The sequence below is a fragment of the Tunturiibacter gelidiferens genome (assembly GCF_013410115.1).
In the GTDB taxonomy this organism is placed as follows: domain Bacteria; phylum Acidobacteriota; class Terriglobia; order Terriglobales; family Acidobacteriaceae; genus Edaphobacter; species Edaphobacter gelidiferens.
In genome coordinates this window covers 159,320-184,931 of sequence record NZ_JACCCV010000001.1, presented here as the reverse complement: position 1 = coordinate 184,931, position 25,612 = coordinate 159,320, and the positions used below count along the sequence as shown (strand labels likewise).

Here is a 25,612-nt window from a genome sequence, read left to right as displayed (position 1 = left end):
GAGTTAGTTCGCCGGAGCGGTCGGAGGTCTGGTCCCTACCCGTCGGACGGAGGCGTCGACGATTGCATAAAGCAGCTGCCGATGATCGGACTTAGCCTTTGCCTTGATATACTCGCCGGCGCGTCTGCCAGCCTCGGCGTTATCCGGAAGGGTCAGGCCCCGAGCCTGCGCGGAGATCGCGGCAAGCTGCTGGATGATGTCGAAGAAGGTGGCTTCGTTCTTGCCTGCGAGCTGCCAGCAATCGGAGACGGGGCAGGTCAGGATCTGCTCGTTCGTCCAGTTGTGGGGGGCAGCAGCGTCTGCCGAAGGTGTGATGGTAACGGCCGAGGGTTGCTGAGCCGAGGGTTGCTGGGCAGAAGCACTAAGGGCGACGGCGGCGAGAGCGAAGCAGAGTGCGAGGCGATAGATGAGGCGCATGGGGATCGTTCCTTTACGTTCGTAGGTTAGAAAGCGCTAGTAGTAGCGGCGATCGTCGCGTTTGTTCTGGGCGGCCTTGCCTACTACGGCTCCGATGCCCGCGCCGGCTGCTCCGCCAATAAGGGTACCCTTGAGGCCGCCACCGAAGACTGCTCCGAGAACCGCCCCGCCGCCTGCACCGATAAGCGCGCCCTTGCCAGGCCCGATGCCGCCCTGATCCCGACGATGGTCGTCATGGTAGGGGCGATCGCGATTGTTATAGTAGTTGCCGCCATGGCCGCCGTTACGCATACCGCTGTAGTAGGCACTGTTGTTATCGTAATGTTGTGCAAACGCCGGAGCTATTCCGGCCGCAAAGAGAAGAGGCGTAAGAAGGACCGCGTTTCGTAGCTTGGTCATTTCCGGTTAGATGCGAGATCTCCGCCCCGCGTGGGGCCAAATCGAGCCGGGGCCAACAGAATCCAGGTATCGAACAGCGTCTTTTTGAAGGAGTCGTGCAACCTATGACGGCCAAAGGTCGTCTTCTCAATGCGGTATAACAGGAATTCGTCCATCCACTCCGGAGTCAGCTCCCCCTGGCCTAAAGAATAGAAACCGATTTTCGTCTAATTGGCGTGCAGCATCGTCTCTTCTTGCAGTAGCTTCAAAAGAATGGGATTGGAGAGTCTGTGAAGGATCTGATCTATGGCATCTCTGGAGGGCTAGTCGCGGGGCTTATGGGGCTGGCGATCGCCGGTTCCCTTGCGGCGGCGCAAACAGCTCCCCCGACTGCTCCGCACAAGCCGAAGACCTCGGCCAAGTCAGCCATGGCAGTCTGGTCGCCGGACGTGCAGAAGACCCTCGGCATCTCTTCAGATGACTTCAAGGCCGACGGACTCAACAAGCTGACCCAGGTACAGCTGACGAACCTGATGAACTCGGCCAAGCCCGATCCGAAGAAGCACTGGCTCGTATGTCCTGCGAGCGGAACCACGCCGTCCGGACAGATTCACGTGCTGCTGACCGTAGCGGGGGATGACTCCACCGGCGCAATCGCAGGCCAGATCCGCCAGGCGATAAGTTCGCTCACCGGCGTCACCGTAGTCGACACCGCCGCCAACGCAGACCGCACGCTGCACGTCGTCATTCAGGAGCAGACCACGGCCAAGCGCACCATCGGCTTCACCGCCTCCTACCTCACAGGAACTCCTTGCACCGAGGAGGTCGCCGGCAAGAAGACCGATGTGGAGTTGAAGGGCACGCTAGGCACCTACACCGACGCGAAAGGCTCCGGCCTGGCGACGGATCTGGCCGGAATGCTAGATCAGGATCTGCAGCCCCTCCGTAGCGCCGCCTCAACACGCTAAGACACGCTAGGACGCACTCTTAGCCCACTCTTAGCCCCACTCTTAGCCCATAGACCGCCGCAGCGCTTCGGACACTCAACCCGCGACCGAATAAGGTCCACACCAGAGAAGTTTCCGTTTCCCCGACAGGCGAAAACTGCATCCTACTCATTGGAGGTTTTTGCTATGAGGGGATTCCCCTGGATCCTTGCCGGTATCGGAGTCGGCGTCGCGGTCACGTACCTGCTTTTCGTCAACGAACCAGAGCCGGCCTATGACACCAGTTATGACGGATTCACCGATGCAGCCCGCAAGACCTACGCCTGGGGCACCAGGAAACAGGCCGAGGGCAAGCTGGGTTCGGTCGCCGGCGCCATCAAAGAAGGCGTAGGCAATCTCACCGGCAACCAGAACCTGGCCGATGAGGGCACCGCGGATCGCGTCGTTGGAGATGTGAAGGATGCCGCAGGGCGCGTCGGACAGGCCGTGGGGCAGACCATTCACGATTTGAACAAATAGAAACAAAGCTGCTGTATTAGCTAGGCCCGTTGGTTCTCATGTAACAAAAAAACGCCCATCTTCGCAGACTTCAAGTTGCGAAGATGGGCAGTTTTTTCGTGCGTCGTCAGAATGCCAGCAGGCGATCAAAAAACGAACGATACCGCCGCAGCGCCTGTCGCAGATCCTCGGTCGACACATTGTCTCCGCGATCCCACTGATGCTCCAGCTCCGACCGCTCCGTCGCGAACTGCTCCGAGATCCGCTTCACCACGGTCGCAACCAGCTCATCCGCCTGTTTTACCGCGGTCCTCGGCTCATCGACAAACCCGATCTGAGCCTTGTCCCAGCGCGCGCGAAGATCGTTCAGCTCGTTGCTTGGAAACAGCGGCCCAGGCTGATCGTTCCCAAGCCCCGAATCCATTCTCTGCTCCACGGGTCTCTGATCCGCAGCCGCTCGCTCGTCGCCAACTCTCTGGTCCGCAACTCTCTCATCCACAACCTGCAGCCTCTGCGCTGCAACCTCACGATCGACATCCACATCCCGCACAACTTCGCGCGAGCCGATCCGCGGATCATTCCGCGAATCATCGATCACCTCCGTACTTGTTGGATAATTCGTATGCTCATACCGAGATCCCGGTACTCGATTTGCGATCTCATCTGCAGTCAATCTTGCGTCATCGCGAACTTCGCCTATCATGCTACCTCCTTGTGGGTCGTGGCTGTCACGCCAAGCAATTCGTCGAACAGCGAACGGAAGTGCACCATCGCTCTCCGCAGGTCTTCAGTAGTGGACTGGCCCTTGGCATGGCGCAGAACAATATCGTGCGCCACCCTGTAGTTGCCCACCGTCTCGGGATAATGAACCGAGATGTCATCGGCACGCTGGGCAAACTCACTCATCGGATAGCCACGCGAATTCATCACATCCGTCACCAGCCGATCCGCTTCGTTCACCGCACCACGTGGATCATCCACAAACTGCTTCTGAACAAAGGTCCACTGATGCATATAACGATCACGCTCCGCCTCAGGCAGCGAACGTAGTTTCAGGCTCGACACCCGCCGCTCCCTCTCGGCGAGAACGTTCTCGGCGAGCTTCGGGTCGCCCTGTTGACTCACAACCCGGTCATACTCCGGGCCAAACTTCTGTTTCAGCTGCGCCGATCGGTTGCGTCTGGTATATAAAATCACCCCGACAACTATCAGCACAGCAACAGCAATCACAATAGCGGTTACGATCTTTGGGTCCATAGCCTACCCCCTTGCATCCCTTGATGCCGCCTGCAACCCGCCGCGTTGTGCAAAAACAAAACGGCAGTAAAAAAGATTTTCCGTCCCGCCAAACCAATCCACACTGCCACGCAAACATCGCTGATAACACACGACCGCCAACACACGACCGGCAACGCAAGACCGGCAACGCAAACGAGCGACCCACGGCTTAGCCGCAAAGTCGCTCGTCTTCCCTGTGCGAACGTCTATCTATGCGAACGTCTTTCTGCACGAACGTCCCTATCCGTGCGAACGTCTATCGGTACGAACGTTTCAATCCGCGCAAACGGCTATCTGTCGAAGGCAACGTCCTTTTTGCAAGAATCTCCACGCACGTCCATGCGAACGCCGCTTGCCTAGCCCTTGTGATGATTCAGCGCGGCGCGAACCTTATCCACATGCGTCCCATGCACCCGGATCGCCTCATGCAGCGCGTCGCCGGTCACCCCAAACTCCTTCGCCCAGTAGTGAATATCGGACGACATCTTCGGATTGATCTCTTTGGGGTCATGCGGAGCCTTCGGATGCTCAATCGGCTCTGCGCTAGCAATAATGTTGTCAGCCATAGTTCAGTCCTCTTTCCATGTACTCCCCTAGGTGCACTCCACAGGTGGATGAGGTTCCGAAGCCTGGGGATGTACCGCGCCCCCCGTCGCCCCCAAAATCTACCGACCCAACCAAGGAGTTGTCGTTGCTTGCCCTTTTGTTGTCATTCCGCAGCGAAGCGGAGGAATCTGCGGTTGTCGTTGTCGTTGTCGTTGCAGTTCGTTGCTGTTGCTGTTGCCGTTGCAGCTGCAGTTGTCGTTGCTTGCCTTTTTGTTGTCATTCCGCAGCGAAGCGGAGGAATCTGCGGTTGTCGTTGTCGTTGCAGTTCGTTGCAGTTCGTTGCAGTTGCCGTTGCAGCTGCCGTTGCAGCTGCAGTTGTCGTTGTTTGCCTTTTTGTTGTCATTCCGCAGCGAAGCGGAGGAATCTGCGGTTGTAGCTGCAGTTGCAGTTGTCCTTGCTCGCCCTCTTGTTGTCATTCCGCAGCGAAGCGGAGGAATCTGCTTTTACCCTCCTCCCGCAGCTTCACACCAACGCAAACAATTCCCTCCAGCTGCGACTTTAGTGGAGTATCGCGATTTTCCCCCTTGTTTTGTCACACGAATGAAGATAGCTTTCGTCTTGACTTCAAACTTGTTGAGATCAGGTCGTACGAAAAAAATGCGTTACCCCCTTGCTTCACTTTTCTTGGTTCTCTCTGGATTCGGCAATCTCGCCCAAGCGCAACAAGCTGTAACTGGAACATCCGCTCCCGCATCATCCCCACTCGCCGCCGCAGTCACCCCAGCACCTGTAACTCCTCCCAACCCAAATGCTCCGGACGCCTCAGGCAGGTACATGCTGCGTGATGGCACGGACGTGAATCTCCAGTTTGCACAGGACCTCAGCTCAAAGACCGCATCCGAAGGCGATCCGGTGACGCTAACGCTCGTCGATGACCTCAAGGTCGGAGACATCGTAGTCGCAAAAGCCGGAGATAAAGCAATCGGCGAGGTCACCAAAGCCGAGAAGTCAGGAATGATGGGCAAAGCCGGCGATCTGAACATTCGCCTCAACTACCTCAAGGCAGGCGACACCAAGATCAAGCTACGCGGCACAAAAGGCAAAGAAGGCGAAAGCGGAACCACCGGCGCCGTAGTCCTCACAGTGCTCTTCGGACCCATCGGCCTGATCAAACACGGCAAGAACGTCGAAATCAAACAAGGCCAATCGCTGCACGCCTTTGTCGGCGACGACATCGCATTGGTGCCTGCGACCTAGCCACAGTCTTGGGTTCCTCCATGGGAAAGACGGCACTAATCCACCAGAGCGAGATTATCCTGTTTATCCACTGCGTACCCCTCTTTCGCATGCTGGAACGCGAAGCTGCTTAAGTGATAACCTCAAAAAGACAGAGGAAACCGTCATGCCGAAAAATCTTCAAATGCTCATAGATGCAGCTCGTTCGCGCCCTGTCTCACCGGATGAATTGCAGGCTCAACGGCGGAGCTTCGCGTATGGCAATACGAAGATTGAAAACGACCGCGTAACGCGCGAGATGGTTGCCGAGCAAGACGAACTTTTACAGATCGAAGCCAAGGCACTTTAATGGCGGATGAGGTTCGGCACAGTCAGGCTTTCGAAGCTGAGCTGATCACCGATCCCGCGCTTAAAGCGCAGCAAGAGGTCCTCAATGGCCTGAAGCAATTTCAGGTTGTCGTCGAGATGATCCAGAGCTTCCTCGACCCTGAGCGGCCCTTCAAGTTTCGTCCCTCTCATCTTCAGACTCTTCATCGCGTGGCGCTGATGGGTCTCTCGGGGTACGCCGGAAACTGGCGACCCTCTGGAATCGAGATTCAGGGAAGCGGCCATACCCCTCCAGACCCTTTCCGGATTCCGGAAATGATCGAAGAGCTATGCGACTACGTGAACGAAAGGTGGAACGAGAAGAGTCCACTACATCTTGCTTCCTATGTCATGTGGAGGCTGAACTGGATTCATCCCTTCACTGACGGAAACGGAAGGACTTCGCGTGCGGCCTCATATCTGATTCTCTGCGTGAAGCTGGGCTATCTACTACCCGGTAAGCTGACCATTCCCGAACAAATCTCTGCCGACAAGAGGCCATACTATAAGGCGCTTGAGGAAGCTGACATTGCGTGGCGCGAAGGAAAGATTGATTTGACCGCCATGAAGGAACTGCTTGGCTCAATGCTAGCTGCGCAACTAGTGGCGGTTCACGAGGACTCAAAGTTGGGCGGCGAATAAGACTCCTCGCGCGACAACATTCATTTGTGCGCCTGCGAGGCATCTACATTTAGATTTTTAGATGCGGCCTGCGTCACCTAATATGTTCATTAGATGAGTACGCCAATACTGCTCACCGATTTTGACTTATCCCTCGCGAAGGCAGTACGGCCTATACCTATAAAAGGAATGGGAGCTCAGTCTATTCGGCTTCCGTTGAGTTTTTCCGGAAGCTTATCTATTTGCGCTACTGAAGAGTCTTTTTGGGAGGCCGCAAGGACTAATGTCCCTCGCGCTAGGTGTGCACGGAGATCCTGATGCTCCTTTTAAATATGAATATTTCTTACAACTTCCTGACTCGACCTATCTTTCGATAGTTCGAAGTTGGTTGAATCTAGAGGTCCGCCGCTTCGGTGGAAAGATTACTTCGCAAGAAGTACTCAAAATGTTTACGCACAATTTCGCACTTCACGAGAAAGGACTCAAGGAATCCTTTGAGTCGCTAGAGAAGTATCGACTTGTAATCAATCCTCACTATTGGCACCGCCGTATGATGACCTATTTCGAAGGAGAGTTACGAAAGATAAAGGTAAAAGACATTGATGTACCGCAGAGCATAGTGGTCAAGAAAGGCGACAGCGACAAACATGCGAAAGATATAGACCGATACATGAAACAGATGGAGCATCAGAATTGTATTGCAACAGCGTTGGTGATGGAATGTGCCTATACGGCGGAGTCCTACCTAAATATGCTCATTGCTGTTCTACGCAATAAAACACTTCTTGAAAATAAGGTAATTCTTCAAGAAGCATTAAGAGAAACATGGAAAGACAAGCTCTTGCGTCTCCCGCTCCACTGCCGTGAAATAGCCAAAACTCCTCGCGAGACCGATCAACAAGTTCGAGACATAGAAAGCGTCTTCAGACTTCGAAATAAGATTGCCCATTCGTATCCTGACCCCGAAGATCTATGCTCAGCTGAAATCTGGTTCGACGATAGGATACCGTTATTGCCAAGAACCGAATCCTACATTCCTTACCAATGCGGAGTGGATTCGATTCTGCCTAGGCGGCAAGAAGCTTTGGCGTGCCCGCCGAAGGTGATTGCGTTCATCGTTTATCTTCAGTCTCTCCTTAACGAAAAAGTCCGTGAGGAAATTACGTTTTTTTCGGAGTCAAATCCTGTGGGATTCAGTGACAAAACGGGGAATTTCGGCATACCATTCGGAAAATCCTTAACGATGGCAGTCTTCGGCGGCTAGTTTAAGAATTCACTTCAGACATCACCAAAACACCACCCAGAACGCGAGTTTTGGTAATACTCCGGCATCTACACCACCAAAACACCACGTAGAAAACGCCCGTTTTTGCCAAAAACACCAGCAAAAACGGGCGTCATCTCGTTGATCGCCTACGCAATTCTGCGCTCAGCAACAGCTAGCGTCCGACAGGAGAATCCGGCATGTCGGCGACTCCTCGCCCGCGCAACAGAGCGTAGAGCTTCTCCTCACCAAGCACCCGGCGAATCTCCCTGAACGCAAACAGCGGAACGAACGCGCAGAAGATGACGAGCGCCCGCGAGACCATGTCCTCCCACTGCAGATGGTGCCAGACCGTACCAAACGGCTTCCCCGCAATCACCCGCTTCACCGTCTCCTCGAGGATATGGAACACCAGCACAAGCCCCGCGAAGACAATCGACTTCAACAGGACAGACTGGTACAGCGGCCTCTTCTCGTAGCCCCTGCCCACGCGCATCATCTCCCCCACCAGAATCACCTTGCCGATCACCAGCGCATTCATCACCGCAAAGCCGTAGTTCAGTACATCGTTGCTGACCTCATACTTCTTCAACAGCAGCATCGTGTACGTCACCAGCGCACAGAAGAAGAACATCAGGTACAAGGCGATCATCCAGAACTCAATAAGCTCGTGCTTGACCCTCTGCGTGAAGCTGCCCCGCGTCTTCTCATTGCTGCTCATGGCAAGTTCTCCTACGCAGCCAGCCCAATCAATCCAGGGCGCTGCCACGAAAGCCAGAAAAGAATAGCAGCCTCCAACCCACCCGCATTCCCAAAACGGGAAACCCAAAAATAAACCCGGAAGAGGTGGCGCATCTTTAGAGCCCAAAAAACACGCTGCTAAAACACCACGCTCACCACGCAATCCACCACGTTCTCACCACCAATTCACCACGCGAAAACGCCCGTTTTTGCCAAAAACCCCAGCAAAAACGGGCGCCACCACATCATAAAAAATTACCGCAAACAAAAAACTACTGCAGCAAAGTTCCCTCTTCCGGCTGAGTCTTAGCCTCCTCCGGAGGAATCACCACCGCAGCCGCCACCTTATCCTGATCCTCAAGATCCAGCAGCTTCACCCCCTGCGTACTCCGCCCCGCGGCCCTAACGCTCTTAGTATCAATGCGAATGATCTTGCCAAACTGGCTGATCACCATCATCTCCGTCGTGTCATCGACCAGCTGAATGCTCGTAACCTTGCCGATCTTAGGGGTCGTCTTCATGTTGATGACCCCTTTACCGCCACGCGACTGCAGGCGATATTGATCCACATCGGTCCGCTTGCCAAACCCATTCTCACTCACCGTAAGCACCAGGCAAGGCGTCAAACCCAGCTGTTTATCAAGCTTTTCAAGCTTAGCCGCAACCTCAGCCGAAGCCACTGGAGCAGCCAGCTCACCAGGCTCAGCCAGCTCCAGCGGCTGCCCCTCAGTCGACTCGGTAGCCTCGTCAATCGCCGCTTCCACCTGATCCGTAAGCCCTTTCTGAGCAGCACGTTCCAGCCGTTGCTTGTTGCGCGCCTCGTTCGAAGGCGTCACCGCCGCTCCGATCACATAGTCGCCCTTCTTCAGCGTAATTCCGCGATTTCCCGTAGCCGGCCGCCCCATCGGGCGTAAGTCCTGCTCATTGAACCGGATAGCCATGCCATCATGCGTAGCCAGGAAGATCACCTGCTGCCCATCCGTAATCCGCGCAATGATCAGCTCATCATCCTTCTCGATATTGATCGCGATAATCCCGCGCGCCATCACATTCGAGAAGTCCTTCAGCGCTGTCTTCTTCACCGTTCCATTGCGCGTCGCAAACAGGATGTACTTCGAGTCCTCTTCAAGATCGCGAACCGGCAGAATCGTCACCACCTTCTCGCCAGGCTGCAGAGCGACCAGCGAAGCCATGGCTTTACCCTTGCCCGCCGCGCCAACATCAGGAACCTCATACACCTTCAGCCAGTAGACGCGACCCGTATTCGTGAAGCAGAGAAGATACGCATGGGTCGAGTCGATGATGAGCTGCGCGACAAAGTCCTCTTCGCGAGTCTTCATACCAAGCCGCCCCGTGCCGCCACGACGCTGCTGCCGGTAGATCGAGATAGGCGTGCGCTTGAGATAACCGGTGTTCGATACCGTGACTGCCACCTGCTCATCGGTGATTAGATCTTCCAGCTGCAGCTCGGCAGTCTCATCAATGATGGTAGTGCGGCGAGCATCGCCGTACTTGTCGCGAATCTCGGTAAGCTCCTTGACGATGACCTTGCGCAACTTCGCCGGTGAAGCCAGGATTGACTCGAACTCTGTGATGTTGTCGCGAACCTCGGCAAGTTCCTTGAGCAACTCATCAATAGAAAGCTGCGTGAGGCGGTACAGCTGCAGTTCGAGGATCGCGTCGATCTGCTTGTAGGAAAGGATCAACGTGCCCGTGGTGGAGAACGTCATGTCGATGTTGTACTTCACGGGGTCGAGTGTGATGCCGGCGAGCTCGGTGCCACGCAGGTTGATGCGTTTGTTCGAGAAGTAGGAGAAGAGGTTCTCGCGAGCATCGGCACGGCTGGACGACTGGCGAATAATCTTGATGACGTTGTCGAGATGATCGAGCGCGATCTGATATCCAAGCAGAATGTGTTCGCGGTCGCGAGCCTTCGCGAGCAGGAAGGCAGTCCGGCGGCGGACTACTTCTGTGCGGTGATCGAGGAACGCCCGGATCGCCTGGTCGAGCGGGAGTTCCTTCGGCTGACCATTGTGGACGGCCAGGAAGATCATCGAGAACGACTCCTGCATCTGGGTGTGCTTATGGAGCTGGTTGAGAACGATCTGGTGCTCGGCGCCGCGCTTCAGCCCGATGACGATGCGCATCCCGTCGCGATCGGACTCGTCACGGAACTCGTCGCGTGCGATGTCGGTGATGACGCCTTCATTGACGAGTTCGGCGATACGTTCGATGAGCTTGGACTTGTTGACCTGGTAAGGAATCTCCGTGACGATGATGGCCTGACGCCCGCCGGAGATGTTCTCGATGGACGCTTTGGCGCGCATCATGAAGCGCCCGCGGCCAGTGCGGTAGGCCTGGGGGATATTCGTCTTGCCGAACAGGTAGCCGCCAGTCGGGAAGTCCGGTCCAAGCACGTGCTCCAGGACGAGGTCGAGATCTGGTCGATGATCCTGCGGGGACTTCTGCAGCAGCGAGATACACGCGTTCACGATCTCGGTGAGATTGTGCGGCGGAATGTTCGTCGCCATACCGACGGCAATGCCGGAGCTGCCGTTGACGATAAGGTTCGGAATGCGGGCCGGGAGCACGGTAGGTTCAAGCGACGACTCATCATAGTTCGGAGAGAAGTCGACCGTGTCGTAGTCGATGTCCGCGAGCATCTCACCGGCAAGCCGGGTGAGGCGGGATTCGGTGTACCGCATGGCCGCGGCGGAGTCACCGTCCACGGAGCCAAAGTTTCCCTGACCGTCTACTAATAGATAGCGGAGAGAAAATGGCTGGGCGAGCCGGACCATGGTGTCGTAGATGGCGGAGTCGCCATGGGGATGGTAGTTACCCATCACGTGGCCGACGACCTTGGCGGACTTGGTGTACTTCTTGTTGAACTGGAGACCCATCTCCTGCATGCCGTAGAGGATACGGCGATGAACAGGCTTGAGACCGTCGCGCACATCGGGCAGAGCGCGGCCGATGATGACGGACATGGAGTAGTCGAGATACGACCTCCGCATCTCCTCTTCTATATTGATGGAGAGCATAAACGCAGCACCCCGGCCCTGGACGGTCGAGCCGTCCGGAGGAGATCCTGCGGGGGGAGGGTTGTTGGAGTTCGCGTCCTGCGGGGAGGGTGCGTCAGGGTTCTTCGGGTCTTGCGGAAACAGATCATCAGCCATGGTGTACTTCAATGATAAATGCTTGATTTGGCGGGGTAAAGCGGTCCTCGGCAAACAGATTGTAGGTGGGCAAACACACGCAGAAAATGCAAGACTTACAGACTTTTGCTAGCGCAGCCGTTTTATCGACAAAAAAAGGGACGGGCTTTAGCCCATCCCTTTTTTGTTGCAATCTTCAGTTAGAAGAAGAGTTTCCCGGACAGTTGCATTGTGCGGGCATTGTTGGCGAAGACCTTGCCGGGCTGATTGAAGAACGCGTTATCAACCCTTTGGAAGTTGATATACGTCGTTGTATTGGAGGTCGAGTTGATGTTATTCACCGTGCCGGGAGTGTATTGAGCATGGTTGAGTACGTTATAAGCCTGCGCTCCGAACTCGATTGAGTATCGTTCGCGGAATGTGACGCGCTTCAAAAGTGACATATCGAAGTTATTAATTGGACGAGTAGGCAAAGTATTACGCGCACCGTTCGGGAGCGTTCCCTTTCCACCCTGGATGTAATAAGCGTTTGGGTTGTCGGCTACATAGCCGACGATGTTCGCAGTGCAAGTTGTCGTTTCTGTCCCCGGCGTGCAGAGGCTATCGAGATTGGTAGCATGTTGAGCCGATACCGTACTTGCTGTCCCCTTCACACCGTTCGGGTTGATGATCGAGCGATCGATTGCGGTGCTGTCGCCGTTCAGGTTTGAATTGATGCCGGAGAGCACAGTGGCGTACTCGGGCGATTCGTAGGTGTAGATGGGTGCAATGGTCCAGTTACCAACGACATTCCTTAGAAGAAACGAGTGGGCATGCTTGTAAAGCTGCAGATCGTAGACCGCTTCGAGCGAGATGCGATGCGTACGGTCAAGCGCTGAACGGCTGTAGTCGGCCGCTACGTTCTGCGAATTCTGTGGACGTCGCGGAGTGAGCGTAGTCGCGAAGACTTCCGCCGTTGCGTCATCCATCGTCTTGCTGTAGGTGTAGGAAAGATTGGTCTGCAATCCACCGGTGAACTGGCGAGTCACGTTCGCAACCAGAGCGTTGTAGTTGGAACTGGAATAAGGCTGATAAGAAGTCATCTTGCTCGTAAAGCCAGCGGCGAGGAAATCCGGGCGGATATTTGACAGGCTGTTGATCGCAGCCAACGTGCTGGCACCTGCAGGAGCGATGACCGAAGTACCGCCGTTCAACGAGGTGGGAAGCACATTCGATGCATTGACCCGCGGTTGAATGTTGAGTTGGATCTGCGTCGGTAGATGAATGCCTCGGGTACCGACATATCCAATCTCGGCTGTGTAGTTGGTCGCAAAGGTGCGCTGAATGGTGAGCGTGTAGGTCTCCGAATAGGGGACCGTCTGGTTGGGAATGTATGCAGCAGTGGACGCGCGCTGATCTGCGAGGCCAGCCGGTGTGTTCGGGAAGACCAGGATGCCGCCCTTGCCGGGAGGAAGACCTCCGTTCGCGAGGAAGTTCGGGTCTCCTGGTGCAGGGTTGCCAGGGTTGCCGACATCATTGGTGGCCGAATACTGCGGAGGAAAGGAGAGGGTACCAAGGTTGTCAAACAGCACATCGTAGGACAGCCCGAAACCTGCGCGAATAGAGGTCTTGTCATCGGGTGCAAAGTTGACGCCAAAGCGAGGCGCAAAGCTCTTGTAGGCTGGTGACGGCTTCCCGAAGCTGATCAGGCCAGGAACGGAGGCAGCAGAATTCAGCGCTTGTGCCCGCTCGCCGACAGGAACGGCGGTGAACTCATACCGAAGGCCACCGTTGAGTGTAACCCTGGGGCTAACCCGCCAGGTATCGTTGACATAGCCATAGAGCGCGGTCTGATCGCCGTAGTAGGTCAGGTTGCCAGTAGAACGCTCTCCGAAGCTCGTAGGTGCGAGATCCTGAAGAAACTCTGAGAGGGCATTCCACTCGTAGTCTCCTCGCGCTCGCTGCGTGAATCCTTGAGGAGAGATGTACTTGCGACCGTCAAATCCGATCTTGAGGGTATGCTTTCCTTTAACGTAGCTGACGTTGTCGACGACCTGATACAGATTCTGAATCGTGAACTGCGGTGCATTCGGATCCGGTCCAAGATTGACAAAGCCTTGATCATCAAAGACCAGGTTGGGGAATTGATCGAGCCCGGGATAGCTAAAGTTTCCCGCAGTCACGGTGTTCGAATACCGATTGAAGCCAATGCGGAATTCGTTGGTGAGGTTTGGTGTAAACGTGTGAAATTCGCTAAGTGCAACGAGCTGGAAACGGAACGGCTGTTGCGTGAAGAAAACTGGGAATGGGACCGTATTGGTTGCCGTATCCGTATCAGTGAGCCGGTTGTACAAATAACGTCCGCGGAAGCTGTCTTTGTTAGAGATCGTGTAGTCGACACTTGTTGTCAGGACGTCGAAGTTTGACGGTGTGCTTGCTGTGCTCTGGTAATTACCTAAAGGAATATTGGTTGATGCACCTGAAACCGCTGAGTTGACGGTAAGGAATTGCGGCCCTGTTGCCTCACTTCCGCAGGCGACGTCGGCCGACGCGTCAATTCCTGTCCCGTTTGGCCCCGACGTTGTCGCTGCGGGGGTGTACTTAAGGTACTGAGCCAGGTTGGTTCCATTCAGGCCGTAAGGCGAACCCAGCGACTGAAGAGTTGTGAGTCCTGCGGCGGTTGGCACGCAGGAGAAAATGGCCGGGTTCGACCCAATCGAGTTACGTTCGAAGTTGACAAAAAAGAAGAGCTTATCGCGCAAGATCGGTCCGCCAACCTGTCCGCCGTAGCGGTTATTATCGTAGCGGGGGTTGATGGCGGGCTTTCCGCCCTGAGTGCCGGATTCGGCGTTCAGATTGCGATTCTGAAAGTACTCATACAGGCGCCCGTGGAACTTGTTCGTTCCGGAGAGGACGTTGGTGTTGAACTGCCCCCCTGAAGAGTGACCGAACTCCGGGGAAAACTGGTTTGTAATCAGAGTAAAGCTCTCAACCGAATCGTTCGGAAGATAGATAAGGGGGCCGGTTACAGCTTTGTTATTGTTGTCAATTCCTTCAATGGTGAAGTTGTTATTGCGTGGGCGCTGACCTCCAATCGAAGGTCCTACGCCGATACCGATACCTCCGCTTGACGCCACCCCGGGACTCAAGAGCGAAGCGTTCAACACGCCGAAGCCGGCCGACCCACCCGATGCCGTCGACGGAAGATCGGTGAGTTCGACATTGCTAAAGGTCTGGGTGAGGTTGGTGCTGGTAGTATCCAGCGCGGCGCCGGCCTCTGCCGCGACTTCCACTGTAGTGCTGGCGCCAATCGAGAGACCAACGTTGGTAGTAGAGGTCTTATTGAGCTCGATGACGATTCCGCGGAGCGTAAACGGCTGAAAACCTGAAGAACTTACGACGAGATCATACTTACCAGGAAGAAGGTTGCCCACACGGAATTCGCCCGCAGTTCCGGCCTTAACACTGGTAGCCACGCCAGTGTCTTCGTTGGTCACGACAACAGCTGCGCTCGCAATGGCAGCACCTGATGGATCTTTTACGGTGCCGACTAAATCTCCGCTAGTGGTTTGACCAAATGCAGCGCCTATAAAGGCCATCGTTATAGCGGGAACAAAAAGGGAAATTCGTCGCATGTCTTCTCTCCAAGGGTTGACCAAAACCGAAACACCGCGGATGGCCATCGAATGGCTTACCGAAGTCATTTTTCGATTAGGTCGCGTGAATATAGAGAGAGCAATTTATCCACCAAACACTCAAGATTCTGCGCGTCGTCGTAAGTGCCTTATTCTTCTCATCACCAACACCTACTTTCAATAAGAATTGCTAAATATCTATGAATTTATATAGGGATTGATGGCGGAATGTACTGGTGGCGGACCCTACGCAAGATGGTCATGTATTTGCGACTAAATTTGTCGCCTATCACTTGATATCGGACCTATACCGTCGTATATTCAACTGATCGCAGCTTCAGGACTGGATGTCAGGAGTTTGATTGGGAGTTGGAGTGTTTGACCAGATCCCCGCGGGATATCTCTTGGCGGAGACCGCGAGGACCTGGAAGCTACAGCCGAGTGACTGCAGATTATCTGCATTATAAGGTTCGATCTGCGGATCGTTCTACTTCGGCTCGAAACTCCATTGCATATCAGTAAGCCCCTCAAAACTTTTCCGGCGATTCAGGTCTCGCCGGGGATTTTGGGGACTAGCGGTCGACGATGAGGTGCGCCCGTTTTTGCCCTCAGCCTTCGATCTGACAGATGGACATGAAGATCGACGCCGTTCTGAAAAAGAAGAGAACGCGATCGGTCTCACGGAGCACGGAACTTTATCGGGAGACAAGCATGAAGCAGGCGACGCGTAAGACGACACCAAGCAAGAGGAAGAGCCGGGCACCGATTGGCGGGAGTCGCGGGTGGATCGCGGCAGGAACGCTGGCCGCTTATGCGGCGATGGGAGGCACGAAGACGGCGATGGCCTCGGTCGAGAAGGCAGATCCGGCGGCGAGTGGAGCGGCCGAAGCAACGATGCCGCTGAAGAAGTTTGATATTCCGGCAGGCCCGTTGGATGCGGCGGTGAAGGCTTTTGAGGAGGCCACCGGTCTGACCGTGAAGATCGTGCTGCCGGCGGGAACAGTGGCAGGGTTCAACTCGCAGGGTGTCGTGGGGCTATATCGAGAGGATGAAGCGCTGCGTCTGCTGCTGGAAGGCACCGGTCTGAACTACCGTGCGGAGGATGCCACTACGATGCTCGTAGGGGTGCAGGCGAAAGACACTGTTTCTGTAACTGATTCGGTTACTAACTCGGTTTCGCTCTCGAAATTCACTGAACCGCTGATCGATACTCCACAGAGCATCAACGTGGTGCCGCAGTTTGTCCTGAAGGATCAGGGCGTTTCAACTCTGCGCGATGCTCTGCGCAATGTGCCCGGCATCAGTTTGGCGGCGGGCGAGGCAGGTGCACAGGGAGACAATCTGACGATTCGCGGCTTTACCGCGCGCAACGATATCTTTCTCGACGGTATCCGCGACTTCGGAAGCTACTATCGTGATTCGTTCAACTACGAGCAGGTCGAGGCACTGGAAGGTCCGGCCGGAGTTCAGTTCGGGCGCGGTTCAACCGGAGGCGTGATCAATCAGGAGAGCAAGGTTCCGGTGGTGCAGCAGTTCGTGAATGTGCAGACGCAGTTCGGAACCGACAAGACGCGCAGGATCACGGCAGACATCAACGAACCGGAGCTCGATGTGCTGGGCGGTACAGCCTATCGTGTCAACCTCATGGGGCAGGAGGGCGGAGTCGCCGGACGGGACTACGCGGAGATACGAAGGTTCGGTATTGCGCCAACAGTTTCAGTCGGATTGAACACGCAAACGCGCGCGACCCTGAGCTATCTGCACATGACCGAGAGCGACACGCCGGACTATGGACTGCCATGGTTCAATAACGCCGTGGCACCCGGGTCGATTCGGCATGACTACTACGGCTTCCCCGATGAGAACTACCTGAACACGAACGACGATATTTTGACCCTTAAGGTCGAACACGAATTTTCGCCCAACCTGAATCTGCACACGATTGCGCGGGCAGCCAATTATCCCCGGCAGGCGCAGATCACGGAGCCGCAGATCTGCTCAAACGCGCCGGCGAGCGTGCCGGTTGGCGGGTTCGTGTCGTCGTTGCCCACCTCCGCGGTAAATACAGCATTACCCTGTGCCTACACCGCTGCAAGCGATCTGAGCACGATCATCGTCAACCGGAATCAGATACAGGTAAAGAGCGTCGAAGGCGATCTGTGGGACCAGACCGAGGTCTCGGCGCGCTTCAAAACGTTCGGCATAAAGCACGCCCTGGTGGCTGGAGTTGAAGGCGGCCAGGAGATCTCGAACCCGATCAGGACAAGCTACACCATCAACAAGATCAACACCGTGCCGACGGCTACCCTGATCGAGCCAAATGCACAGCAGCCCTTCGGGGGAACAGGGTACATCACCTCGATTGTGCATACCAAGTCGGAGAGCGTTGGACTCTACTTCGTCGACACGATCAAGCTCGGGCGACTGTTTGAGGCGAGCGGCGGTGTGAGATGGGATAGGTTCGATACTGGTTACAATTTATATCAACCCACTCCTCCAGCAGGTGGAACCGTCACCGCTCCTGTGGCTCCAATCAGCCGCATCGATGAGCAGCCAAGTTACCGCGCAGCATTTGTCTACAAGCCCTCCAGCCGAGGAAGCGTGTACTTCGACTACGGAACCAGCTTCAACCCCGCAGCCGAATCGTTGAGCTTGAGCATTGGCCTGGCGAACAGCTCCGCTGCTCCCGAAGAGAACCAGACCTACGAGGTCGGCGCGAAGTGGAGCTTCCTGAATGAGCGGCTTCTCGCCGAAGCTTCGTGGTTCAGGACCGAGAAGGACAACGCCCGCGAGACCGACCCAACAAACTCAAACAATATCGTTGCAGCCGGAAATCAACTCGTGAAGGGCGTGCAGTTCTCCCTCGTCGGAAGGCTGCCGGAAGGAATGGATATCGTCGCCGGCTACGCGTATCTGGATAGCGAAGTTATCTTCTCGAAGTTCTTTCCAACCTCCGTCGGATACCCCCTGGCAAACGTGCCCAAGCAGACCTTCAATCTCTTTGTGACGCATCGCCTGCCATTGCGGCTCAACGTCGGATTGGGCGGAAACTATGTGGCCAGTCGCACAGCCAGCTCCACGGTCCCCTATGTCCCGACCGCCTACTCGGGTCCGATCAGCTATCTCACTGCAACAGGCGCACCGGCCGTTCACTACCAGGTACTCGCAACCGAGTTGAAGCAGGTCCCCGGCTACTGGATCTTCAACGCAATGGTGCGGCGACCATTGACCGATCGCCTGGAGCTGCAAGCGAACGTTAATAACCTTCTCAATCGCTACTATATTGACCTGCCCCATCCGAGCCACCTGATTCCCGGCGCCGGAGCCAATGCGCAGATCGGAATCAACTTCAAGTTCTAAGTTGAGCGAAGCATCAGAGTCGGTCTAAAGACTGGCCCCCACTTTTCTCTCCTGGAGGCCGTAGGCGAAGGAGCAAGACAATGTTAATTACGATTCCTGATATATTGACTGCCAGTGAGCTGAAGCAGGCAAGGGCAGCGCTCGATGCAGCGGAGTGGATCGATGGAAGGGTCACAGCCGGGTACCAGGCCCAGAGCGTAAAGGAGAACCTTCAGCTGCCGGAGGGTCATCCCGTAGCGGTCAAGCTAGGCGAGATGGTTCTGGCAGCACTGGCACGATCGCCGCTCTTTATGTCGGCAGCGCTGCCCCTGCGGGTATTTCCGCCGATGTTCAACCGCTACACCGGCGGCGGCCACTTCGGCACCCATGTCGACACCGCGATTCGCGCCAACGCCTCCACCGGCCAGCGCATCCGGACCGATGTTTCGGCGACGCTCTTTCTCTCAGAACCGGAGGAGTATGACGGCGGCGAACTGGCCGTCGAGGACACCTACGGCGTTCACTCCGTCAAACTTCCCGCCGGCCACATGGTGCTCTATCCGGCGACCAGCCTCCATCGCGTCACTTCGGTAACACGAGGCGCGCGCGTGGCATCCTTCTTCTGGGTGCAGAGCATGATCCGGAACGATGGCGACAGAACGCTGCTCTACGACCTCGACACCGCAATTCAGCGGTTGGCGGTCGAAAGTCCCAAAAACGCTGCGGGTGTGCAACTGACAGGGGTCTATCACAATCTGTTGCGCCGCTGGGCGGAGATCTAGCTTCTTCCGGGAGTCCTATCTTCCGAATGGCAATAACCTATATTGACCTCCTCGATTGTCTCTTTCGGCGCACCTTCCATTTAGCCTGGCAAATCTAGGAAAATAGTCAGCAACTTATTTATTCAATACGTGTCTACAATCGTCCCGACATATCTCAAGAGCTTGGATTCTTTGATGATCCATTTTTTTGGATAAGAAAATCTCTTATTCCATAAAGAGGATCGCGGAGAGAGTCGGGTCTGGATCCGAGGTTCGGGAAAAGCCTTTGTTATTGCGAAGATTTCGGTCAGAAAGATTTTTATTGCAATGGCCCTAAAGATGCATGTCCCTTGGAGCCGGCCGCCTGAATCTCCCCGTCTCACGGAATATTCCGGACCCGAACCAGGAGCAGAAAAGATGAAGAAGCTTTTTGCGCTAATTATGTTGTTATTCGCCACCGCAGTGCTGAGCCACGGGCAAGCCACCTCGGTGAACGGCGGATCGATCCAAGGAACGATCACGGATCCTTCGGGCGCCATCGTGCCAAACGCCACCGTCACGATCCTTGCGGTTGATACCGGCTCTTCCAAGACGATCACCACGGATAGCGCAGGACTATATAGTGTCGGACCGCTAAATCCCGGCAACTATACCGTTACTGTCAGCGCGTCTGGGTTTCAAAAGCTCTCAGTTACAACTGTGGTTCGAACAGGAACAGCGACGCCAGGAAGCTTCAAGCTCACACTCGGCTCTTCTGCTGAAACCGTAGAGGTGAACGCAGGCGCCCTCCAGGTAAATACAGAGCAGATCGGCGTCTCCGGCGTCATTACTCGCGAACAGATCGATGCTCTTCCGGTAAACGGTCGAAACATTCTGGACTATGCTCAGCTCCAGCCGGGTGTCATCCTCCAGTCCGGCCAGTCCTTCGACCCCACCAAAGCAGGTTACTCCGCCATCTCTGTTAGCGGCGTAGGCGGACGTACTACCCGCATTCTTCTCGACGGTCAGGACATCACCGACGAGACCGTCGGAACAACTATCTACAACGTTCCGTCAGGCGCTATTCAGGAGTTTCAGCTCAACCGCTCCACTCAGGACGTCTCTGGCGAAGTAACCTCGACCGGCCAGGTTCTCGTCTCGACTCAGTCTGGAACCAACGGCTTCCACGGCAACGCCTTCTACAACTTCCAGGACGCCCGCGCAGGCGCTGCAGATGTCGCTGGAGCAACTGCCCCCTTCCAGCGCAATCAGTTCGGCGGTTATGTCGGCGGCCCCATTATTAAGGACAAGCTCTTCTTCTTCGGTGGTATCGAGCGAATCAAGCAGTCCGAGTTGGACGCTGCTCTTGGCGCCAGCCCGGTCTTCCAACCTATCCTCACCCAATTTCCCTTCGTGCCAGCTCCCTTTACCGACACTTTCAGCATGCTCCGTTTCGACTACAACGGCCCCAAGGGAATCCATTTCTTCGTGCGCGGAGCCTACAGCGTCAACGCCGCCGATGCCACCTTCGGTCTAACCCCCTACCAGGTCTATCAGAACAGAGACAACGTCCCAGGGATCGTTGGCGGAGCCGACTTCACCACCGGCCACTTTACCCACTCGTTCCGTGGCGGGTATGAGAAGTTCCATAACCTCCTCGAGGATGGAACCCATGGATTGGGAAACTCCATCTACAACCCCTCCGGACCCTCCGTAGGCGGCAATGTTACGCTCCGAGGCAGCATGAACGCCGGGCCAAATTACCTGGCACCGCAGGGCACCTTCCAGACTGACAAGCAGTTCCGCTACGACGGTACATGGACCAAGGGAGCCCACACCTTCAAGTTTGGCTTCGACCTGAACCGCTTGGCCAGCGGAGGCTTCGCCGAGTTCTATGGCGAGAGTCTCTACACCAGGATCTCGGCTACCCCGGGCAATCTGGTGGCGGGCGGGGATCCTGCAAACCCGCTTGACTATGTCGCTTCGTTGTACGCCATCGGTAACGGTAACGGCTTGTTCTCTGAGCGTCCCGGCTTCGGCCTCCTCGGTGGTCTATCTCCCAGCTGGCGCTTTGGAGCATACGCGGCCGACACCTGGAAGGCTTCACCGTCACTCACGCTTACCGCAGGTCTCCGCTGGAGTGTCGATACTGACCGCGCCAATCAGGATCTGGCAACCCCGCTCTGTTCCAGCGTAGATCCGTCGCTTCAATTTCCCGGCTGCACCGGCAACACTCCGCTCTTCGACCAGTATCAGCAAGGCCTCGGGGTCCGGACCCATCAACCCTACGCCAACTTCGGACCGCAGGCAGGCTTCAACTTCAGCCCTGGGGACCACAAGACCTCCTTCCGCGGCGGTATCGGTATCTTCTACGAGAGCAGTGTCTTCAACAACACTGGAAATGCCCGCACAGAGACCGTACAGGCTGACTTCCCCGCCTTCAACTACGGCGTCGCCTCCAAGGGCGGAACGAAGATAGCTCTGCCTGGCTTCGGCACGGTCACTGCGGCGCCAGACGGAACACCTGTCTCGACCATCCTGAGCGAGTCAATCGGTCAGGCTGCATTTGAAGTAAATGCGATCAAGGCGGAGTATCAGGCGAAGGTGAAGAACGTTGCCGGCACTAACCCTTCGTATATCGGCGGTGGAAGCGGTCTCTTCGCCAACAGCATCTACGCTGGCCCCTACAAGAGCCCCTACTCCATCCAGTTCAATGGCGGAATTCAGCGTGAAATCGCCAAAGGTCTGGTGCTCAGCGTCGATTACGTCCACAACGCGACACTCAAGCTTCCCATCTCGCAAGACGTCAACCACAGCGGTGCAGCGCGTACGTTGAATGTCAATGCGGCCAAGAACGCCATTGCGGCCACCACCTCAAGCTTTGGTTGCGCTGGAGGCTCCACTTCGGCGGCCATCACCTGCGCCATCGCGGCTGGAGCTCACATCACAGACTTCGCAGGCAACGGTCTCGATTCAGGCACTACCTATCTCGGTGGACCATCAGCTTCCTATTTTGGTCTTACCCCGGACACCGGCGCGGCGTTTGCGGGCACCAACCCAAATGTCGGCACGGGACTCTTCATCCTTCCCATCGGCCGTTCTGGATATGATGCACTGCAGGCAGTTCTCCAGGGGCAGAGATCGCACCCTGTTCCCGGCATCCTAAGCACCAACTACCAGGTATCCTATAGCCTCTCCCGCATCGTAACGTCCAATGGATCAGCGTCTCCCACCGATCAGTTCTTCGCGGGTGGCCAGTCCTTCAACAACGACGACCCAAACCGCTACATTGGTCGCAGTCCGCTCGACCACTCCAACGAGCTGAGCTTCGGCGGCACTCTGGCTATCAAATACGGTCTGAACGTCTCCGCAATCGGTCACTTCTTCTCCGCACCTGCGTCTTCGCTTACCCTCGACACTACGAGCGGGACCACTGGACAACTCTTCCAGACGGACGTCGATGGCGATGGAACCGTAGGCGACCTGGTTCCGGGAACTATTCCTGGAGCCTACGAGCACGAGGTCAAAGGTGCAGGACTCAACCGGCTGATCAACAACTACAACGCCACTCAGGCAGGTACGCTGACTCCGGCTGGCCAGGCGGTGGTTGCCGCTGGCCTCTTCACACCGGGACAGTTGACTGCATTGAACGGAGTTCAACAAGCAATTGCTCTGGGTCCCAACAAACCCCTGAACAATGCAGCTCTCCGCACCTTCGATCTCAGCGCGAACTATCCGATCCACATCCGCAAACTCGGCGAAAGTTTCAGCCTGGTCCCGGGAGTTGCGATGTACAACGTCTTCAACATGAGCAACTTCAACGACATTCCTTCTATCCCTGGCAATGGAACAGGAGTCTTGATCAACCAGGCTAATGCTGTTGGCGGTGTTCCAGGCGGATACTTCAACGGTCCATCCGATCAGGCTACGGCCAACTCTGCTCGTGTAGTGCGCAACTCGGGTACCTTCGATCAGGGTGGCCCACGCACGACCGAGTTCCAGCTCAAGCTCAACTTCTAACCCCAAAACAGTCCTTACAAACAAGGGTGGAGACTCGTCTCCACCCTTGTTCTTGCGGTCCAAGTCACTGTCACTTCGGCTCCCCCGTTTGTAGAAACATCCCGGAGGTGTTTGAGCAAACAGCTTCAGGGCATCCTTTAGCTGGAACCGAGGGCCGGTATCCGGGGGAAGCACAACGCGACGTCAGAACGGAACCTCCATCCCGGACCGTCAAAATAAAGTTGAGATTGGTGTCGTATTTTTCGGCCATGCATGAGAGACAGTTTTTCCTCCACGTTTACCATGCATTTCACCACGATTACACCACCAGAAAACCACGTCTACGTACCAGGTTTTTCCAAAACACCCCTCAAAAAGCCAGTAAAAATGCGAAACCCCGGCCTGGCCGAGGTCTCACATTTTTTCCGCGCCAGGTTCAGTCCCGCTACTCCGCTTTGCCAAGAGTTTTGTCTTTGTAGGCCTTTTGAAGGACAAAGAAGGCCTGCTTCCTGACGCCTTGATCGGAGACTAAGCCCTTGCGGTTGAAGTTGTCCTGCAGGCCCGGGTTGACGCGACGGGTGGAGCGAAAGTCCATCAGAATCCAAGGGCTGGTGCCGCGAAGCTGAGGGATTTTGTTCAGCATCGCGATCTGATGGCGATAGATTTCGGCCTGATACTCCTCGGTCCATAACGCCGGGTGAGTATCGCCGGAGGGCGCGTGGTTGCCTGCTTTTGCGTCACCACCCCACTCAGACATGATCAGAGGCTTGTCATAGCGAATGTCCCATGTTGTGGTGTCGGCACCCTCTGCGTGTTGTTCGTACCAGCCGATGTATTCGTTCGTGCCAATAACATCAAGCGCTTTGCCAAGCGGGTCGTCGACGATTTTATTCGAACCGGTTGCGGTCTTCTCCGTGCGAACAAGAAGAGCCGCAGTGACGAGACGAGTGGGATCGAGCTGATGCGCGAGATCGACCATTGCGGTGAGGTATTTCGTGCGGGCCTCAGTGTTCGGCGTCTCGTTGGCAACGGACCATAGCACGATCGAAGCCTTGTCGCGATCGCGCCGGATCATCTCGGAGAGCTGTTGCTTGGACTTTGCGAGGACAGCGGGGTTGTCGAACTGGAGGGCCCAATAGTCTGGAATCTCAGACCACACCATGAGGCCGAGGCGGTCGGCGGTGCGGGTCATGCGCTCGTCGTGCGGGTAGTGGGCGAGTCGAACGTAGTTGCAGCCAAGTTCTTTGGCCCAACCGAGGAGGGTGTCGACATCTTTTTGTGTGTAAGCGCGGCCGGTGCGGAAGGGGGCTTCGGCGTGGATGGAGATACCACGAAGAAAGACGGGTTGGCCGTTGAGGAGGATCTGCGTGCCGCGGGTTTCGATGGTGCGGAAGCCGATGGTGTCTTCGATCTTGTCGGGGCCCGAGGAGATCTCGACCTTGTACAGTTTGGGATTTTCGGGCGACCAGAGGCTGAGGGACTTCGTGGGAATGCTGATGACGGCGCGTGAATTCGCGTCTACCGTTGATTCGACCTTCGCATGCAATTCGGCGATGGTGACGGTAACCGGGGTGCCTGCCGGTGCACTCGCCACGTGGACGTAGCCTTCGATAACGGATCGGTCCGTGCGGCTGAGGTGAAGGTCGTAGTCATCGATGAACTGATCGGGAACCTCTACGAGGGATACGTCACGAGTAAGGCCACCATAGTTCCACCAATCGGTCTGGAGCGTGGGAACTCCGTCAGCGATGCGGGTGCTGTCAACCGACAAGACCACGAAGTTGTTGCCATCGTGGAGGGCAGCCGTGATGTCGCAATCGAAGGGAGTGAATCCACCCTCGTGCTCGCAGATTTTCCTGGTGTTGACCCACACCAGGGTGCGGTAGTTGGCTGCGCCGATGTGAAGGAAGGTGCGGGTGTTGGGAGCGGCGGTGTGCTGGAAGTCCTTCTCATACCATATGGGACCCTCGTAGTAGAAGAGTTCGGGACGCTGCGTGTTCCAGTCGCCAGGAACGCGAAGGGTGGGAGCGTTGGCGAAATTATAGTCCTGCGGATGGCCATTCGGATCAAAGGGGGCGTTCATGAAGAAGCCGTCTTTGCGGAGCTCCTGATGCAGGGTGTAGACGCCGGTCGAATACTGGTCGACGATGGTGTGCCAGTCGCCGTCAAGAGAGGTGGCGGGGCGATGGTCGATGTCAACGAGGAGGGTGGTGTTTGTTTGGGGATCGGTCTGGGGATTCGTTTGGGAGAAGGCAGGCGCGGCGAGAAGGAGTGCGGCGGTCAGGATGTGACGGATTGCGAACTTCTGCATGAGGTGTTCTCCGGTAGTGGTGCGCGTGTCGGTGAGGTATGCGCAGAAAAAAGCTATCGAGTCATAATACTTCGGTCTTTGAACAATTACGCAATGCCGTGGGTCGCCAGTGAAGATGGTGAATTCTTCAACCGGCTGGAAGTGTCCTGTCGCCGGCAACGA

The 25,612-nt window shown here is 56.0% G+C and carries 19 protein-coding genes; 9 read left to right on the top strand and 10 right to left on the bottom strand.

Annotated features, from left to right (window positions below; all coding sequences use genetic code 11):
- Positions 1–3: 3 nt before the first annotated feature.
- Both HDF12_RS00750 and HDF12_RS00745 read right to left on the bottom strand, forming a co-directional pair.
- Entirely contained in the window at positions 4–417 is a 414-nt protein-coding gene (locus HDF12_RS00750; RefSeq protein WP_179580436.1) for a hypothetical protein, read from the bottom strand.
- Positions 418–453: 36 nt separating this feature from the next.
- Positions 454–816 carry a glycine zipper 2TM domain-containing protein gene (locus HDF12_RS00745; protein ID WP_179580435.1) on the bottom strand — a complete coding sequence of 121 codons (363 nt, stop codon included), beginning with the start codon at positions 814–816 and terminating at the stop codon, positions 454–456.
- 269 nt (positions 817–1,085) lie between these two features.
- On the opposite strand from HDF12_RS00745, the gene HDF12_RS00740 reads away from it, so the two are divergent.
- On the top strand, positions 1,086–1,763 hold the full coding sequence (locus HDF12_RS00740; protein ID WP_179580433.1) for an LPS-assembly lipoprotein LptE: 678 nt from the start codon (positions 1,086–1,088) through the stop codon (positions 1,761–1,763).
- Positions 1,764–1,928: 165 nt separating this feature from the next.
- Entirely contained in the window at positions 1,929–2,261 is a 333-nt protein-coding gene (locus tag HDF12_RS21945; protein ID WP_218892276.1) for a CsbD family protein, read from the top strand.
- Positions 2,262–2,367: 106 nt separating this feature from the next.
- Here the strand turns inward: HDF12_RS21945 and HDF12_RS00730 are convergent, their stop codons facing one another.
- From HDF12_RS00730 to HDF12_RS00720, 3 genes are all read right to left on the bottom strand, one after another.
- A complete protein-coding gene (locus HDF12_RS00730) occupies positions 2,368–2,943 on the bottom strand; it encodes a hypothetical protein (protein WP_179580431.1) in 576 nt (191 codons plus the stop codon).
- Entirely contained in the window at positions 2,940–3,497 is a 558-nt protein-coding gene (locus HDF12_RS00725) for a hypothetical protein (RefSeq protein ID WP_179580429.1), read from the bottom strand. Before HDF12_RS00725 ends, HDF12_RS00730 begins: the two co-directional genes overlap by 4 nt.
- Before the next feature lie 377 nt (positions 3,498–3,874).
- Entirely contained in the window at positions 3,875–4,084 is a 210-nt protein-coding gene (locus HDF12_RS00720; RefSeq protein WP_179580427.1) for a DUF3606 domain-containing protein, read from the bottom strand.
- Between the two features lie 637 nt (positions 4,085–4,721).
- Between HDF12_RS00720 and HDF12_RS00715 the strand changes: the two genes are divergently transcribed.
- Both HDF12_RS00715 and HDF12_RS00710 read left to right on the top strand, forming a co-directional pair.
- Entirely contained in the window at positions 4,722–5,321 is a 600-nt protein-coding gene (locus tag HDF12_RS00715; protein ID WP_257025286.1) for a hypothetical protein, read from the top strand.
- A gap of 145 nt (positions 5,322–5,466) precedes the next feature.
- Positions 5,467–5,649 carry a hypothetical protein gene (locus HDF12_RS00710; protein ID WP_179580425.1) on the top strand — a complete coding sequence of 61 codons (183 nt, stop codon included), beginning with the start codon at positions 5,467–5,469 and terminating at the stop codon, positions 5,647–5,649.
- Here HDF12_RS00710 and HDF12_RS22110 read toward each other — a convergent pair.
- A complete protein-coding gene (locus HDF12_RS22110; RefSeq protein WP_257025626.1) occupies positions 5,646–5,912 on the bottom strand; it encodes a hypothetical protein in 267 nt (88 codons plus the stop codon). The two genes, HDF12_RS00710 and HDF12_RS22110, sit on opposite strands and share 4 nt — an antisense overlap.
- Between HDF12_RS22110 and HDF12_RS00705 the strand changes: the two genes are divergently transcribed.
- Positions 5,847–6,308, top strand: coding sequence for a Fic family protein (locus HDF12_RS00705; protein WP_257025538.1), 462 nt, complete (start codon positions 5,847–5,849; stop codon positions 6,306–6,308). The two genes, HDF12_RS22110 and HDF12_RS00705, sit on opposite strands and share 66 nt — an antisense overlap.
- 262 nt (positions 6,309–6,570) lie before the next feature.
- Positions 6,571–7,551, top strand: a complete 981-nt coding sequence (locus tag HDF12_RS00700) for a hypothetical protein (protein ID WP_179580421.1) — start codon at positions 6,571–6,573, stop codon at positions 7,549–7,551.
- Between the two features lie 175 nt (positions 7,552–7,726).
- On the opposite strand, the gene HDF12_RS00695 is transcribed toward HDF12_RS00700, so the two are convergent.
- The 3 genes from HDF12_RS00695 to HDF12_RS00685 all read right to left on the bottom strand — a co-directional run bounded on the left by HDF12_RS00695 (position 7,727) and on the right by HDF12_RS00685 (position 15,061).
- Entirely contained in the window at positions 7,727–8,272 is a 546-nt protein-coding gene (locus HDF12_RS00695) for a hypothetical protein (protein WP_179580419.1), read from the bottom strand.
- A gap of 292 nt (positions 8,273–8,564) precedes the next feature.
- Positions 8,565–11,468 carry a DNA gyrase subunit A gene (gyrA, locus tag HDF12_RS00690; RefSeq protein ID WP_179580415.1) on the bottom strand — a complete coding sequence of 968 codons (2,904 nt, stop codon included), beginning with the start codon at positions 11,466–11,468 and terminating at the stop codon, positions 8,565–8,567.
- A 179-nt stretch (positions 11,469–11,647) separates the two neighbouring features.
- Positions 11,648–15,061 carry a TonB-dependent receptor gene (locus HDF12_RS00685; protein ID WP_179580413.1) on the bottom strand — a complete coding sequence of 1,138 codons (3,414 nt, stop codon included), beginning with the start codon at positions 15,059–15,061 and terminating at the stop codon, positions 11,648–11,650.
- 711 nt (positions 15,062–15,772) lie between these two features.
- Here HDF12_RS00685 and HDF12_RS00680 point away from each other — a divergent pair.
- From HDF12_RS00680 to HDF12_RS00670, 3 genes are all read left to right on the top strand, one after another.
- Entirely contained in the window at positions 15,773–18,421 is a 2,649-nt protein-coding gene (locus tag HDF12_RS00680; RefSeq protein WP_179580411.1) for a TonB-dependent siderophore receptor, read from the top strand.
- 80 nt (positions 18,422–18,501) lie between these two features.
- Positions 18,502–19,182, top strand: coding sequence for a Fe2+-dependent dioxygenase (locus HDF12_RS00675; protein ID WP_179580409.1), 681 nt, complete (start codon positions 18,502–18,504; stop codon positions 19,180–19,182).
- A gap of 396 nt (positions 19,183–19,578) precedes the next feature.
- A complete protein-coding gene (locus HDF12_RS00670; protein WP_179580406.1) occupies positions 19,579–23,160 on the top strand; it encodes a TonB-dependent receptor in 3,582 nt (1,193 codons plus the stop codon).
- A 424-nt stretch (positions 23,161–23,584) separates the two neighbouring features.
- Here the strand turns inward: HDF12_RS00670 and HDF12_RS00665 are convergent, their stop codons facing one another.
- On the bottom strand, positions 23,585–25,450 hold the full coding sequence (locus HDF12_RS00665; RefSeq protein ID WP_179580404.1) for a glycoside hydrolase family 2 protein: 1,866 nt from the start codon (positions 25,448–25,450) through the stop codon (positions 23,585–23,587).
- Positions 25,451–25,612 lie beyond the last annotated feature (162 nt).

Excerpts from the sequence above, each read along its gene's own strand:
- HDF12_RS00685 (WP_179580413.1), bottom strand. The coding sequence starts at position 15,061 with ATGCGACGAATTTCCCTTTTTGTTCCCGCTATAACGATGGCCTTTATA.
- HDF12_RS00680 (WP_179580411.1), top strand. The coding sequence starts at position 15,773 with ATGAAGCAGGCGACGCGTAAGACGACACCAAGCAAGAGGAAGAGCCGG.
- HDF12_RS00725 (WP_179580429.1), bottom strand. The coding sequence starts at position 3,497 with ATGGACCCAAAGATCGTAACCGCTATTGTGATTGCTGTTGCTGTGCTG.
- HDF12_RS00700 (WP_179580421.1), top strand. The coding sequence starts at position 6,571 with ATGTCCCTCGCGCTAGGTGTGCACGGAGATCCTGATGCTCCTTTTAAA.
- HDF12_RS00665 (WP_179580404.1), bottom strand. The coding sequence starts at position 25,450 with ATGCAGAAGTTCGCAATCCGTCACATCCTGACCGCCGCACTCCTTCTC.
- HDF12_RS00715 (WP_257025286.1), top strand. The coding sequence starts at position 4,722 with ATGCGTTACCCCCTTGCTTCACTTTTCTTGGTTCTCTCTGGATTCGGC.
- HDF12_RS00670 (WP_179580406.1), top strand. The coding sequence starts at position 19,579 with ATGAAGAAGCTTTTTGCGCTAATTATGTTGTTATTCGCCACCGCAGTG.
- HDF12_RS00710 (WP_179580425.1), top strand. The coding sequence starts at position 5,467 with ATGCCGAAAAATCTTCAAATGCTCATAGATGCAGCTCGTTCGCGCCCT.
- HDF12_RS21945 (WP_218892276.1), top strand. The coding sequence starts at position 1,929 with ATGAGGGGATTCCCCTGGATCCTTGCCGGTATCGGAGTCGGCGTCGCG.
- HDF12_RS00750 (WP_179580436.1), bottom strand. The coding sequence starts at position 417 with ATGCGCCTCATCTATCGCCTCGCACTCTGCTTCGCTCTCGCCGCCGTC.
- HDF12_RS00720 (WP_179580427.1), bottom strand. The coding sequence starts at position 4,084 with ATGGCTGACAACATTATTGCTAGCGCAGAGCCGATTGAGCATCCGAAG.
- HDF12_RS00730 (WP_179580431.1), bottom strand. The coding sequence starts at position 2,943 with ATGATAGGCGAAGTTCGCGATGACGCAAGATTGACTGCAGATGAGATC.
- HDF12_RS00675 (WP_179580409.1), top strand. The coding sequence starts at position 18,502 with ATGTTAATTACGATTCCTGATATATTGACTGCCAGTGAGCTGAAGCAG.
- HDF12_RS00695 (WP_179580419.1), bottom strand. The coding sequence starts at position 8,272 with ATGAGCAGCAATGAGAAGACGCGGGGCAGCTTCACGCAGAGGGTCAAG.
- HDF12_RS00745 (WP_179580435.1), bottom strand. The coding sequence starts at position 816 with ATGACCAAGCTACGAAACGCGGTCCTTCTTACGCCTCTTCTCTTTGCG.
- HDF12_RS00705 (WP_257025538.1), top strand. The coding sequence starts at position 5,847 with ATGGGTCTCTCGGGGTACGCCGGAAACTGGCGACCCTCTGGAATCGAG.
- HDF12_RS22110 (WP_257025626.1), bottom strand. The coding sequence starts at position 5,912 with ATGGCCGCTTCCCTGAATCTCGATTCCAGAGGGTCGCCAGTTTCCGGC.
- gyrA (WP_179580415.1), bottom strand. The coding sequence starts at position 11,468 with ATGGCTGATGATCTGTTTCCGCAAGACCCGAAGAACCCTGACGCACCC.